This window comes from Longimicrobium sp. (assembly GCA_036389795.1).
GTDB lineage: Bacteria > Gemmatimonadota > Gemmatimonadetes > Longimicrobiales > Longimicrobiaceae > Longimicrobium.
The window spans coordinates 22,954-35,376 of the sequence record DASVWD010000099.1 but is presented as its reverse complement, the minus strand read 5'-3'; the positions used below and the strand labels follow the sequence as shown (position 1 = coordinate 35,376).

Here is a 12,423-nt window from a genome sequence, read left to right as displayed (position 1 = left end):
ACGCTTTGAGGCGTGGCCGGTGCGGACCTTGCAAAGCTAACGCCCGCCCTGTGCCGCATCAAGCACGCCCGGGAACAAGCGCCGGGGCCCGGTGAATCAAGGCCGTTCCTTCGCCCGAGCACACGATTCGAACCGACACGCAAGCCGAACGCCCGATGACCGTCGCCGTCGCCGCCGCGATCCAGCCGGACCTGGTGGGGCTCCTCCCCGAGGAGGCCGCGGCCGTGCTGCGCGACCACTTCGCCGCGCGGGGGCAGCCGGCGTACCGGGCGCAGCAGGTGGTGAAGTGGCTGCACGAGCGGCTGGCGCTCTCGTTCGACGAGATGAGCGACCTGCCGAAGGCCGAGCGCGACGCGCTCAAGGAGGCGTTCACGCTGGCCTCGCCGGGCACCGCCAAGCTCTCGCGCTCGGTGGACGGCACGGCCAAGCACCTCTGGCGCCTGCCGGACGGCGAGCTGATCGAGTCGGTGCTGATCCCCACGCCGTCGCGCCTCACCCTCTGCATCAGCTCGCAGGCGGGGTGCGCGATGGCGTGCACCTTCTGCGCGACGGGGTGGGCGGGGTACCGGCGCCAGCTCACCGCGGGCGAGATCGTGGCCCAGTACCGCCAGGCGCGCCGCTGGGCCGCCGAGAACGGCTACGGCGAGATCACCAACATCGTGTTCATGGGGATGGGCGAGCCGCTGATGAACCCCAGGGCGGTCTTCCCCACGCTCGCGATCCTGAACCGCGCCTACGGGGTGGGCGCGCGGCGGATCACGGTCTCCACCGTGGGCGTGGTGCCGGGGATCCTGCGCATGGCGGAGATGCCCGAGCAGTACCGGCTGGCGGTGTCGCTGCACGCCCCCAACCACGAGCTGCGCCAGAAGCTGATCCCGCTGGAGAAGAAGTATCCGCTCCCCGAGCTGCTCGACGCGCTCAGGAAGTTCGACGAGGCGGGGGGGAAGCGGATCACCTTCGAGTACGTGATGATCGACGGGGTGACGGACGCCCCGGAGCTGGTGGACGAGCTGGCCGACGTGGTGGGCGAGTTCAAGGCGTTCGTGAACCTGATCCCCTTCAACCCGATCCCGGGGACCGACTGGAAGCCGTCGAAGCGGGCGCGGCTCACCCACTGGGTGGAGCGGTTGGAGGCGCGGGGGATCGCGGCCGCCGTGCGCGAGAGCCGCGGCAGCGACATCGCCGCCGCCTGCGGGCAGCTCCGCGCCGAGGCCACGCAGGGACGCAAGCCGGTGCAGATGGGGTCGATCTAGCGCGAGGGTCGGCTGGGGTTACGGGCGCCTGAAGGCGCGGCAACAACCGCGGGAAGCCTCACAGAACTGCGTGAGGCTTCAACTGCGTTGCGGGACGAAGTTCTCCCTCCCACCGCGCAGCGGGGGGAGGGTCGGGGAGGGGGGCTGACCGCGGCCGCGCCGAAGCCGATCGAAGCGGGCCGGAAGTCACCCAGTTTTTCCTACCACCTCCCGCCGCCCGACCACGTGCCCGCCGTGTCGAAGTCCAGCTCCGGCTTGCGCACGTGCCTCCGCGGCGGCAGCGCGTCGCCGAAGTCCATGCGCGCGGTGTCGATCCCGAGCGCCTCGTTGAGCGGGCACACCTTGGTGATCGCCGTCTCCGTTACGAGCACCCCGGCCACCATCGCCAGCAGGCCGGGGAGGCGGCCGCGATTGCCTCCCAGCGCCGCGTAGCCCAGCACCAGCAGCCCCGGCCCCACCACCATCCTCATCTTGCGGTCCGCGCCGCCGACGTTCTCCCTCATCGGTCCCTCCCGAGCGCGTCGTTCCACCGTCCCGGTGATCGGGAGAGGGTACACGCACGCCGCAGGCCGCGCGTCGGATACCGGGGAAAGGAGGGGCGAGGATGATTTCGTTGTCTCGACCATCCCCGTAGCAGTATCATCCGGACGCGCTCTCGTGCTCCCTGACCGCGCCACCCACCCGCCGCCGATCCGACGATGCCGCTCCCTCGACTGCCGCGTCTCCGGCCGTCCCGCGCCCTGCGCCCGCTGGCGCTCGCGCTCGCCCTGGTGCCCGCCGCGCACGCCGCCGCCGGCGCGCAGGTGATCTGGCGCGGGCGTTCGGGCGGCTTCGACATCACCTGGGACACGAGCGACGTCTCCGCGCGGCGGGTGGGCGACGGGCGGCTGGTGTTCTCGCTCAAGCAGGCGTTCGACGCGGAGCGCGCCGGCCGGACGGGAGACGACGATCCGCCGATCCGCGAGGAGATGGTGACGTACCGGCTGCTCTCCGTGGTGGGGTCGATCGTCAGCCTGGAGCAGTACTGGTACTGCGACTGCGGCGGCGCCCACCCGATCTCGGGCCGCGGCTTCGTCTCGTACGACCTCGCGCGCAGCACGCCCGCCAGGCCCCATCCCGTCCGCATCACCGAGTTGGTCCCCGAGGCGCCGCTGCTGCGCGCCCTCACCGCCGACCGGTTGATCCGCGGCGTCATGGACTCGGTGGACGTCCGCACCGCCCGCTCGCTCGCCGCGCTGGTGGACACCCTGAAATACCAGGGCACCTTCGTCGCCACCCCCGACGACGACGAGCAGGGCATGGAGTGCTCGTACTCCGTGGGCGAGAGCTTCCCCAGCGACTTCGCGCTGCACCACGTCGAAAACGGGCAGCTCGCCATCCGCTTCAGCCTCTCGCACTCCGTGGAGATCTGCCGCGGCCGGATGGTGCAGGTCGGCGTGCTGGTCCCCGTTCCGCCGCGCCTCCAGCCTGCGCTCATGGCGGCGGACGCGCGGAGGTCGGGCTACCTGATGAAGGACGTGCGGAGGATCGCGGGAGACCGGGAGACGCGGATCGAGTGGGAGGCGAAGTAAGGGAGCGGAAGAAAACGCGCGACGCCCGCGGGATCTCCCGCGGGCGTCGCGTCTTGCCGCCGCCGAGCGATGCGGCCGCCTCAGACCCGCGGTCCGTGCCGCTGCTCGCGCCGCTCCTCGTAGCGGATGAAGAAGAGGCACGCCAGGTAGACCAGGAACGTCACCACGGCGAAGACGCCCATGTGGAAGAAGAGCTTGCCCATCGCGCAGTCGGCCGGTTCGGGGTGATTCGCGGTTGCCGGCCGCCAACATACAAGGGCGGCGCCGTCGAGGCTAGATGATGCGGTCCATGCATTCCGCGCCGAGGCCGGTCCTCGCGCCGAACCAGCCTGCGAAGGCAGGCTTCTCGCCGTTGTTGCCGCGGGTTCACCCGCCTTTGGCACCCCGCGCACGGGTGATCGAAGCGGGAAGAGGCCTCACACCGGCTCGTCGCTGATCTGCTCGGCCGCGAGTCCCAGGTCCTGCATCCGCAGGGTGCAGAGCACCTCGTCCGTGGGCTGGTCCATCCCCGCGACGCGGTTGGCGTGCTGGGCCACGGCGTTCTCGAACAGGTTCCGCACCTCGCGGCCGTTGGCGAAGTTCTCGCCGCGGTTCTCGTGCATCTCCGCGAACAGCTTGTCCGCGTAGCCCGACGCCTCGGGGTCCAGCGTGTACCCGCTCTCCCGGCACAGCTTGTCGAAGATGGCGCGCAGCTGCTCCGGCGTGTAGTCCTCGAACTCGATGTAGCGGTTGAAGCGGCTCTCCAGCCCGGGGTTGCTGCCGACGAACTCGCGCATCGGCTCCGGGTAGCCGGCCACGATCACCACCAGGTCGTCGCGGTGGTCCTCCATCAGCTTCACCAGCGAGTCCACCGCCTCGTAGCCGAAGTCCTCCGAGCCGCGGTTGGTGGTCAGCGCGTACGCCTCGTCGATGAACAGCACCCCGCCGAGCGCCCGCTCCACCACCTCGCGCACCTTGATGGCCGTCTGCCCCACGTAGCCCGCCACCATCCCCGAGCGGTCCACCTCCACCAGGTGCCCGCGCGAGAGCACCCCCAGCGCGCGGAAGATCTCGGCCAGGATGCGCGCCACCGTGGTCTTCCCCGTCCCCGGGTTCCCCATGAACACCATGTGCAGCGACATCGGCGGCACCGGGAGCCCCCGCTCGGTGCGCATGCGGCGCACGCGGATCACGTTGGTGAGCGTCTCCACCTCCTTCTTCACCCGCTCGAGCCCGACGAGGGCGTTCAGCCGCTCCATCAGCTGGTCGAGGGTGGCCACGTCGGGCTCGGGCGTGACCCCCGCCGCGCCCGAAGCCGCCCGCGCCGCGTCCGCCGCCAGGCCGCCGGGGTGGTCGGTCCAGGCCACCTTCACCCCCTGCGCCTCCGCGAAGCCGCGCAGCACCGCCAGGTGGCTGGTGAGCAGCTCGATCTCCTGCGGGTGGCTGGTCTTGTCGACGGCGATGACGCCCAGCCCCAGCTCGCGCAGGCACCAGAGCACGTCGCCCGCCGCGCGCGTCTTGGCGGCCAGGTCGGCGGCCACGATGGCGCGGAAGTAGTCGGGCGTGCGGGCCAGCTCGAAGCGGCGGGTGGCGTCGCGGATCACCTTCACCGTCTCGTCGTGGGTGGGCTCGTTGGGCTGGAAGGGGCGCGCCATCTCCATCACGTACGCCACCTCGTCGGCCCCCGAGGCCCCGTCCGCGCCGATGAGCGAGCCCAGGAGCCCCAGCACGTGCCGGGTGAGGTCGGCGTAGCGGTCGTCCTGCTTCTTCCAGAAGCCGCGCTCCGCCGCGTCGTCCACGGCGTCGAAGATGCGCTCCGCGTAGCGGGCCGGGCTGCGCTCGATGGTCATGCTGCTTGGGGAGGGAGGGGAGGATCGGGTATCGGTCGCCGCGGATGAACAGTATCGCATCACCTCCCTGCTGTCATCTTCGCACTTCGCACCTCGCGCTTCGCACCGCGGTTCGGGCATGTCCCTCCGCTGCGCTCCGGGCCGGGCTGCGCGCGCGGTAGGGCACGATACGACCGTGCCCAACCGCGCCGGGCCACCGCCGCCACGATACCCCGTGTGGCGGCGGCGTCCCGGCCCTCCGGGCGCGCATCCCTCATGCAACTTCGGTCGCGCGCAGCGCCGGGTCGCGAGTGCCTGAAGACACCCGCTGGAACTACGGAAAGCCTCGCAAACCCCGCGAGGCTTCAACCGCGCACCCCATTTTCGCTCGGGTCAGTCGCGCGCAGCGCCGAGGTGTTTCCCCTCTCCCGCAGTCTGGGAGAGGGGAGCGCGGCCCCTGGTCGTGAGGAACGAACGACCGGGGACGCGCGGGGGAGAGGGTCCCCGGCGGCTGCGCCGTCGGGGAGGTCGAGGCATGCCTCGACCCTACGGACGCGCCGCGGGTGGCCCCAGCCGTACCATGATCCGCCCGTCCACCGCCACGCCGCCCTCGGGGAAGGCGAGCCACGGGTTTACGTCCAGCTCGCGGATCGCCTCGTGGTCGCCCACCAGCTGCGAGACGCGCTGGACCATCTCCTGGAGCGCGTCCAGGTCCACGGGCGGCTCGCCGCGCACCCCCTTGAGCAGCCGCGCACCGCGGATGGCGCCGATCATCTCCCGCGCGTCCACGTCCGTCACCGGCTGCACGCGGAACACCACGTCGCCCAGCGCCTCCACGTAGATCCCCCCCAGCCCGAACATCAGCACCGGCCCGAACTGCGGGTCGCCCGTCATCCCGATGATCGTCTCCTTCCCCCCGCCCACCATCTTCTGCACCAGGACCCCGTCCACCTCCTCCGCCCCGATCCCCGCCCGCCGCGGCGCCTCCACCGCCACCCGCTCCCACGCCCGCCGCAGCTCGTCGGCGTCCTCCACGCCCACCACCACGCCGCCCACGTCGCTCTTATGCACGATCCTGGGCGAGAGGACCTTGAGCACCACCGGCCAGCCCACGCCGTCCGCCGCCTGCAGCGCCTCGTCCAGCGAGCGCGCCACGCGGTACGGGGCCACGGGGATGCCGTACGCCTCCAGCACCCGCATCACCTCCGCCTCCGCCAGCTTCTCGCGCCCCTCCGCGCGCGCCCCGTCGATGATCTCCGCCACGGCCGCACGGTCCACCTCGAACGTCCGCACTGTGCCCACCGGCCGCTCCGTCCAGCGCCGGTAGCGGTACATCGCCCCCAGCGCGCGCACCGCCGACTCGGGGAAGCGGTAGCCGGGGATCCCCGCCGCGTTCAGCTCCGCCAGCCCCTGCGGCAGTCCCTCGCGCCCCATCAGCACCGCCAGCACAGGCTTCTCCTTCTGCCCGGCGGCCACCTGCACGATCGCCTCGGCCACGTCCTCCTGCCGTATGCCCAGCGGCGGGACGAAGGTGGCGATCACCGCGTCGACGTTGGGGTCGGCGAGGACTGCTTCGACGGCCACGCGGTAGCTCTGCGGCGTGGCCGAGGCGATCATGTCCACCGGGTTGGAGAGCGACGCCTCCTCGGGGAAGTGCGCTGCCAGCATCGCCCGCGTGGCCTCGGCGAGTTCCGTGACCACCAGCCCCTGCGCCTCGCACGCGTCGGCGATGATGATCCCCGGTCCCCCGGCGTTGGTGACGATGGCCACCCGGTTGCCGCGCGGGATCGGCTGGTGCGAGAACGCCATCGCCAGGTCGAACATCTCCTCCACCGTGTCGGCGCGCAGCACGCCGCACTGGCGCAGCAGCGCGTCGGTGGCCAGGTCGGTGCCCGCCAGCGCGCCCGTGTGCGACGAGGCGGCGCGCGCCCCGGCCACCGAGCGGCCGCTCTTCACGGCGATGATCGGCTTACGCTTCGTGATCTCGCGCGCCAGCTGGGTGAACTTGCGCGGGTTCCCGAAGTTCTCCAGGTACATCAGGATCACGCGGGTGCGCTCGTCGGCCGCCCAGTACTCGATCAGGTCGTTGCCCGAGACGTCGGGCTTGTTGCCGACCGAGACGAACTGCGAGATCCCGATCCCGTACTCCGCCGCGTAGTCCAGGATGGTGACGCCCATCGCCCCGCTCTGGCTCATGAAGGAGACGGGGCCGGCCGGCGGCATGGTGGGCGCGAAGGTGGCGTTCATCGACCGGTCGGGCGCCGTGTTCAGCACCCCCATGCAGTTGGGGCCGACCAGGCGCATCCCGTAGCGGCGCACCACCGCCACCAGCGCCTGCTCGCGCTCGATCCCCGATCCGCCCACTTCCTTGAAGCCCGCGGAGATCACCACGAGCGCCTTCACCCCCTTGCGCCCGCACGCCTCCGCCGCGCCGACGACCAGGTGCTTGGGGACCACGATGACGGCCATCTCCACCTCGTCGGGGATGGCCTCGACGCTCGCGTAGGCGCGGATGGAGTGGATGGCGGCGGCGTTCGGGTTCACGGGGTAGACGGCGCCCGTGTAGCCGTGCCGCAGCAGGTTGTCCAGGATCTGGTAGCCGATGGTGTTCGGCGTTCGCGACGCGCCGATCACGGCGATGGACTTCGGGCGGAAGAGCGAGTCGAGCATGTAGGACGGAAGTGCGTGAGTGCGTGAGTGCGTGAGTGCGTGAGTGCGTGAGTGCGAAAGTGCGAAAGTGCGAAAGTGCGAAAGTGCGAAAGTACTGGATCGTGCCTGCACACCGTCGTTTTCGTAGGGGCGAGGCATGGCTCGTCCGGGCCGCGTCCGCGCGGCGGCCGGCCGCGCGGGCGGGAATGTACGGCGCGCCCGGCGCTCGCACCAACCGGCATCCGCCTGCGCAGGTGAAGGGAGAAGCCCGACTCCCTTTCGCGCGCGCCCGCTCTGTTGCAGCTTTCTGCGGCCCAGGCGACGCCGCCGGTCCGCCCGGTGCCGGCGGCAACTCTTTCCGCCGCCCGAGCGTACCAGGTGCCGGCCGCGCTCCACCGGGCTCCGCGAACCGTGAAGGAAGTCTTCCCCATGCCGTTTCCCCTCCGCCGTTCCAGGCCCGTGCTTCCGGGCCGCCCGGGCGTCCTGCTCCCGGCGCTCGCCGCCGCGCTCCTGGGGCTCGCGGTGCCGGCGAGCGCGCGGGCACAGCAGCACGAGCACGAACATCACGCCGCGCCGCCGTCCGCCCAGCGGCACGTCCACCCGGAGCCGCGCCCGGGGATCGACGCCACGGGGGTGCTGCCGGTGTCCCAGGTGAAGGGCCGGGCGAGGCAGGCATACGTCGCGGCCCGGCGGATCCCGCAGGTGCTGGACGGCATCTACTGCCACTGCGACTGCCACGAGCGGCACCCGGAGCTGCGCTCGCTGCTGGACTGCTACAAGAGCCAGATGGCCGCGGACTGCGGGATCTGCCAGGGCCAGGCGACCCTCGTCCTGAGGCTGCACCGGGAGGGGAAGACGCTGGAGGACATCCGGCAGGCGGTAGACACGGCATACGGCGGCGGCTCGTAGCCGCGGGGCCAGCCCGTACCGCAGAGAGGTGAGTCGAGCCTCCGCGTTCCGATGGGACGCGGAGGCTCCGCTTTTCCAGCATCGATCCTTCGACCTTGCGCCGGGAGGAGGAGTGCTGTATCCTTCCATCCGGCTGAACGAATGAAAGCGAACGGCGCGCCCCCGATCTTCGACCGCATGTCGGCGCTGGCCGACGGCACGCGCAGCCGGCTCCTGCTGCTCCTGGAGCGGCACGAGCTGACGGTGGGCGAGCTGTGCGCGGTGCTCCAGCTCCCGCAGAGCACGGTGAGCCGGCACCTGAAGCTGCTGGCGGACGAGGAGTGGGTGGCCGGGCGCGCCGAGGGGACCAGCCGCCGCTACCGCATGGTGGCCGACCGCCTGGACTCTTCCGCCCGCCGGCTCTGGCGGCTGGTGCGCGAGGAGGTGGCCGCCACCCCGGCGGCAGGGCAGGACGCCGAGCGGCTGCGCACGGTGCTGGCCCAGCGCAGCACGCGCTCGCAGGAGTTCTTCTCCTCCGCCGCCGGGCAGTGGGACAGGCTCCGCGCGGAGCTGTTCGGGCAGCGGGCGGACCTGGCGGGCCTGCTGGGGCTGCTCGATCCCGAGTGGACCGTGGCCGACCTGGGGTGCGGGACGGGGCAGGTGAGCGAGTCGCTGGCGCCCTTCGTCCGCCGCGTGGTGGCCGTCGACAGCTCGCCGGCGATGCTGGCGGCGGCGCGCAAGCGGCTGGGCGCGCTCGCGAGCGTGGAGGTGCGCGCGGGCGAGCTGGAGGCGCTCCCGCTGGACGACGGCGAGGCGGACGCGGCGCTCCTCTTCCTGGTGCTGCACTACGTCGCCGAGCCCCAGGCCGCGCTGGCCGAGGCGCGGCGGGTGCTGAAGTCCGGCGGGCGCGTGCTGGTGGTGGACATGGCCCCGCACGACCGCGAGGAGTACCGCCAGGCGATGGGGCACGTGTGGCTTGGTTTTTCCGGCGAGCAGATCGGCCGCTGGATGGAGGAGGCGGGCTTCGAGGGCTTCCGCCGCGTCCCCCTCCCGCCCGACCCGGCCGCGAAAGGGCCGACGCTGTTTGCCGCGTCGGCAAAGGCCGCGGGGTGAGAATCAGCGTGTCTCGGCTGAGGTCGGCGCGGCCGCGGCGGCCCTCACCCGCCGCCTTAGAGCGGCAACCCTCTCCCAACTTCGGGAGAGGGTGGACATGACGGGCCCGGCGCGGGGCGGGGTGGATCGTTGAGAACGGGAGGAGGGGGATGCCCAGGCTGATCGAGGCGCCGGCGATCGTGGAGGCGGCGGGGAGCAAGCCGAAGCGGATCGAGGAGTACGCGGGGCGGGTGAACAGCGGGCACCGCGAGGTGAGCGTGGCGCGGATGCGCTCGCCGGAGGGGTGGGTGGAGCCCGGGCAGCGTCCCGAGTTCGAGGAGATCACCGTGGTGCTCCAGGGGATGCTGCGGGTGGAGCACGAGGCCGGGGCGCTGGAGGTGCGCGCGGGGCAGGCGGTGGTCACGGCGCCCGGCGAGTGGGTGCGCTACAGCACGCCCGAGCCCGGCGGCGCCGAGTACGTGGCCGTCTGCCTCCCCGCCTTCTCCCCCGAGACGGTGCACCGCGACGGGTAGGGAGCCGTAGCAGGTCGTCACACCGCGAGGCCAGATGCGTGCGCCGGACCCCGTGCGGCACGAGAACCGGTAGTCCGCGAAGGCGGACTTCGTGTGGTTGTTGCAGCGAATTCATTCGCCCGAGTGGGCCGAACCCGAACCAGGGAGAGCAACGTGGACGCAGTCGCCGAGCTGACCAGCCCCTTCGCGGCCGCCGCCGAGGCGGGGCGCGAGCCGTTCAAGGTGAAGGACCTGTCGCTGGCCGAGTTCGGCCGCAAGGAGATCCGCCTGGCCGAGCAGGAGATGCCCGGCCTGATGGCGCTGCGCGAGGAGTACGGCGCGCAGAAGCCGCTCACGGGCGCCAGGATCATGGGCTCGCTGCACATGACCGTGCAGACGGCCGTGCTCATCGAGACGCTGGTGGAGCTGGGCGCCGACGTGCGCTGGGTCTCGTGCAACATCTTCAGCACGCAGGACCACGCCGCGGCCGCCGTCGTCGTCGGCAAGCACGGCACCGTCGACGAGCCGCAGGGGACGCCGGTGTTCGCCTGGAAGGGCGAGACGCTGGAGGAGTACTGGTGGTGCACCGAGCAGGCGCTGATGTGGCCCGACGGCGGCGGCCCCACCCTGCTGCTGGACGACGGCGGCGACGCCACCCTGCTGGTGCACAAGGGCGTGGAGTTCGAGAAGGCCGGCCGCGTCCCCGACTTCGACCCCGAGAACGACGCCGAGGAGTGGGGGGTGATCCTGCAGCTCCTCTCCCGCGAGCTGGTGGCCAACCCCGGCCGCTGGACGAAGGTCGCCGCCGGGATCCGCGGCGTCTCCGAGGAGACCACCACCGGCGTGCACCGGCTGTACGAGATGATGAACGCGGGGACGCTGCTCTTCCCGGCGATCAACGTCAACGACAGCGTCACCAAGAGCAAGTTCGACAACCTGTACGGCTGCCGGCACTCGCTCACCGACGGCATCCTGCGCGCGAGCGACGTGATGCTGGCCGGCAAGGTGGCCGTGGTCTGCGGCTACGGCGACGTGGGCAAGGGGTGCGCGCAGTCGCTGCGCGCCCAGGGCGCCCGCGTGATCGTCACCGAGATCGATCCGATCTGCGCGCTCCAGGCGGCCATGGAGGGGTACCAGGTGACGGTGCTGGAGGACGTGGTGGAGACGGCCGACCTCTTCATCACCGCCACGGGGAACAAGAACATCATCACCGTGGACCACATGGCGCGGATGAAGGACAAGGCCATCGTGGGCAACATCGGCCACTTCGACAACGAGATCGACATGGCCGGGCTGAAGAAGTTCGCCGGGATCGAGCGGATCAACATCAAGCCGCAGTACGACGAGTGGCGCTTCCCCGACGGCCACAGCGTGATGATCCTGGCGGAGGGCCGCCTGCTGAACCTGGGCTGCGCCACCGGGCACCCCAGCTTCGTGATGAGCAACTCCTTCAGCAACCAGGTGATCGCGCAGATCGAGCTGCACCAGAACGCCGACGGCTACGAGCGCAAGGTGTACACGCTGCCCAAGCACCTGGACGAGAAGGTGGCGCGGCTGCACCTGGACAAGCTGGGCGTGAAGCTCACGAAGCTCACCCCCGACCAGGCCGCCTACATCGGCGTCTCCCCCGAGGGCCCGTTCAAGCCGGAGCACTACCGGTACTAGGCGGGATCCATCCGCTCCAGGTCGGCGACAACAGGAAAGGCGCACGGCGATGTCGTGCGCCTTTCCGTTGCCGGGTTCGGGTTGATTCTGAGGATCTCCCGTGCCGGAACTTGGCGGCTCACCACACCTCGTTTCCGACGCTGAGGCCGGTGTCGGTCTCGTCGTGCAGGTTCTCGGGAGTAATCTGCGCGAGGAGATCCTCCAGCCTGTATGAAGGCTCGGTAGGGGAGTGATGACGAGCCGTCCACCCTGCATCGCGAGGTCTACCTCCGGACCGGGGCTCAGGTGCTCTCCGAAGCGAAAGATCGGGGAATGCGGAGAGCCGGGCTGTTTCCCCACCTCTGTATGCGCAGTCGCATGACTTACTCCGGATCGAGGTCCTCGACTGCGGGCTCCCGGCGCAGCTCCTCGGAGTAATCCGAGAGCGTTTCTCCCTGCTGGTCCAGAAGGTAGGCCAGATCCGCCGCGCGGTAGCAGACCTGCGTTACGAGGGCTTCGATCTTGGCGGGATCATCGAGCCCCTCTTCCAGCGCGCGCTGGACCGAGATGCGCACGCCGCGCCGGAACGACTCGGCCGGAGTCGGCGCGTCGACGATCTCCCTGGCTTCCCCGTAGGCCCGGCGCGCCACCTCGGCCTCGGCTTCGTCCGTGTCGAGCGCCTTCGCCAGCCGCGCCGCGTCCCACCCTTCGCGGTCCGCCCGCTCGAGGGTGTCCACGTCCTGCGGCATCAGCTTCGTAAAGCGTTCGTTGCGGACCTCGAGATGGTCCCAGTAGTTGGCGTAGCTGTAGCCGTAGACCTCGGCGGCGAGGAGCTGGCGTCGGTTCATGTCCGGCCTCCCGGCGGCGGGAAGAAAAGCAGGAAAGTAAACAAAGTGTGGGTAGGGCGATACGCTCGCAACGTTACCGTGGGAGCGTGGGGCCGCGCGGGCTGGCGTCCAGGATCACAGTCCGTCACAATCCGGCGAAGATCCTCTTGTCCCGAAGC

The 12,423-nt window shown here is 71.0% G+C and carries 11 protein-coding genes; 6 read left to right on the top strand and 5 right to left on the bottom strand.

Annotation, left to right across the window (positions count from 1 at the left end; genetic code table 11):
* Positions 1-155: 155 nt before the first annotated feature.
* The gene (gene rlmN / locus VF746_13085; protein HEX8693353.1) at positions 156-1,253 is read left to right on the top strand and encodes a 23S rRNA (adenine(2503)-C(2))-methyltransferase RlmN; all 1,098 of its coding nucleotides are present in this window, start codon (positions 156-158) and stop codon (positions 1,251-1,253) included.
* Positions 1,254-1,453: 200 nt separating this feature from the next.
* Here the strand turns inward: rlmN and VF746_13080 are convergent, their stop codons facing one another.
* Positions 1,454-1,756: a DUF2892 domain-containing protein gene (locus VF746_13080; GenBank protein HEX8693352.1), complete on the bottom strand. Its 303-nt coding sequence runs from the start codon at positions 1,754-1,756 to the stop codon at positions 1,454-1,456.
* A gap of 195 nt (positions 1,757-1,951) precedes the next feature.
* On the opposite strand from VF746_13080, the gene VF746_13075 reads away from it, so the two are divergent.
* Positions 1,952-2,824 (top strand): hypothetical protein, encoded by an 873-nt coding sequence (locus tag VF746_13075; GenBank protein ID HEX8693351.1) that lies wholly within the window; start codon positions 1,952-1,954, stop codon positions 2,822-2,824.
* A gap of 80 nt (positions 2,825-2,904) precedes the next feature.
* Here the strand turns inward: VF746_13075 and VF746_13070 are convergent, their stop codons facing one another.
* The 3 genes from VF746_13070 to VF746_13060 all read right to left on the bottom strand — a co-directional run bounded on the left by VF746_13070 (position 2,905) and on the right by VF746_13060 (position 7,302).
* Positions 2,905-3,027, bottom strand: a complete 123-nt coding sequence (locus VF746_13070) for a hypothetical protein (protein ID HEX8693350.1) — start codon at positions 3,025-3,027, stop codon at positions 2,905-2,907.
* Positions 3,028-3,240: 213 nt separating this feature from the next.
* Complete coding sequence (locus tag VF746_13065) at positions 3,241-4,653, bottom strand: AAA family ATPase (GenBank protein HEX8693349.1); 1,413 nt, start codon at positions 4,651-4,653, stop codon at positions 3,241-3,243.
* Between the two features lie 525 nt (positions 4,654-5,178).
* The gene (locus tag VF746_13060; protein ID HEX8693348.1) at positions 5,179-7,302 is read right to left on the bottom strand and encodes an acetate--CoA ligase family protein; all 2,124 of its coding nucleotides are present in this window, start codon (positions 7,300-7,302) and stop codon (positions 5,179-5,181) included.
* A 408-nt stretch (positions 7,303-7,710) separates the two neighbouring features.
* Between VF746_13060 and VF746_13055 the strand changes: the two genes are divergently transcribed.
* From VF746_13055 to ahcY, 4 genes are all read left to right on the top strand, one after another.
* Complete coding sequence (locus tag VF746_13055) at positions 7,711-8,190, top strand: PCYCGC motif-containing (lipo)protein (GenBank protein HEX8693347.1); 480 nt, start codon at positions 7,711-7,713, stop codon at positions 8,188-8,190.
* A gap of 141 nt (positions 8,191-8,331) precedes the next feature.
* Positions 8,332-9,282, top strand: coding sequence for a metalloregulator ArsR/SmtB family transcription factor (locus VF746_13050; GenBank protein HEX8693346.1), 951 nt, complete (start codon positions 8,332-8,334; stop codon positions 9,280-9,282).
* A 149-nt stretch (positions 9,283-9,431) separates the two neighbouring features.
* Positions 9,432-9,794, top strand: coding sequence for a hypothetical protein (locus tag VF746_13045; protein HEX8693345.1), 363 nt, complete (start codon positions 9,432-9,434; stop codon positions 9,792-9,794).
* Between the two features lie 153 nt (positions 9,795-9,947).
* Positions 9,948-11,438 (top strand): adenosylhomocysteinase, encoded by a 1,491-nt coding sequence (ahcY, locus tag VF746_13040; GenBank protein HEX8693344.1) that lies wholly within the window; start codon positions 9,948-9,950, stop codon positions 11,436-11,438.
* Positions 11,439-11,800: 362 nt separating this feature from the next.
* Here ahcY and VF746_13035 read toward each other — a convergent pair whose 3' ends face one another.
* Positions 11,801-12,265: a hypothetical protein gene (locus VF746_13035; GenBank protein HEX8693343.1), complete on the bottom strand. Its 465-nt coding sequence runs from the start codon at positions 12,263-12,265 to the stop codon at positions 11,801-11,803.
* Positions 12,266-12,423 lie beyond the last annotated feature (158 nt).

Excerpts from the sequence above, each read along its gene's own strand:
- rlmN (HEX8693353.1), top strand. The coding sequence starts at position 156 with ATGACCGTCGCCGTCGCCGCCGCGATCCAGCCGGACCTGGTGGGGCTC.
- VF746_13080 (HEX8693352.1), bottom strand. The coding sequence starts at position 1,756 with ATGAGGGAGAACGTCGGCGGCGCGGACCGCAAGATGAGGATGGTGGTG.
- VF746_13075 (HEX8693351.1), top strand. The coding sequence starts at position 1,952 with ATGCCGCTCCCTCGACTGCCGCGTCTCCGGCCGTCCCGCGCCCTGCGC.
- VF746_13070 (HEX8693350.1), bottom strand. The coding sequence starts at position 3,027 with ATGGGCAAGCTCTTCTTCCACATGGGCGTCTTCGCCGTGGTGACGTTC.
- VF746_13065 (HEX8693349.1), bottom strand. The coding sequence starts at position 4,653 with ATGACCATCGAGCGCAGCCCGGCCCGCTACGCGGAGCGCATCTTCGAC.
- VF746_13060 (HEX8693348.1), bottom strand. The coding sequence starts at position 7,302 with ATGCTCGACTCGCTCTTCCGCCCGAAGTCCATCGCCGTGATCGGCGCG.
- VF746_13055 (HEX8693347.1), top strand. The coding sequence starts at position 7,711 with ATGCCGTTTCCCCTCCGCCGTTCCAGGCCCGTGCTTCCGGGCCGCCCG.
- VF746_13050 (HEX8693346.1), top strand. The coding sequence starts at position 8,332 with ATGAAAGCGAACGGCGCGCCCCCGATCTTCGACCGCATGTCGGCGCTG.
- VF746_13045 (HEX8693345.1), top strand. The coding sequence starts at position 9,432 with ATGCCCAGGCTGATCGAGGCGCCGGCGATCGTGGAGGCGGCGGGGAGC.
- VF746_13035 (HEX8693343.1), bottom strand. The coding sequence starts at position 12,265 with ATGAACCGACGCCAGCTCCTCGCCGCCGAGGTCTACGGCTACAGCTAC.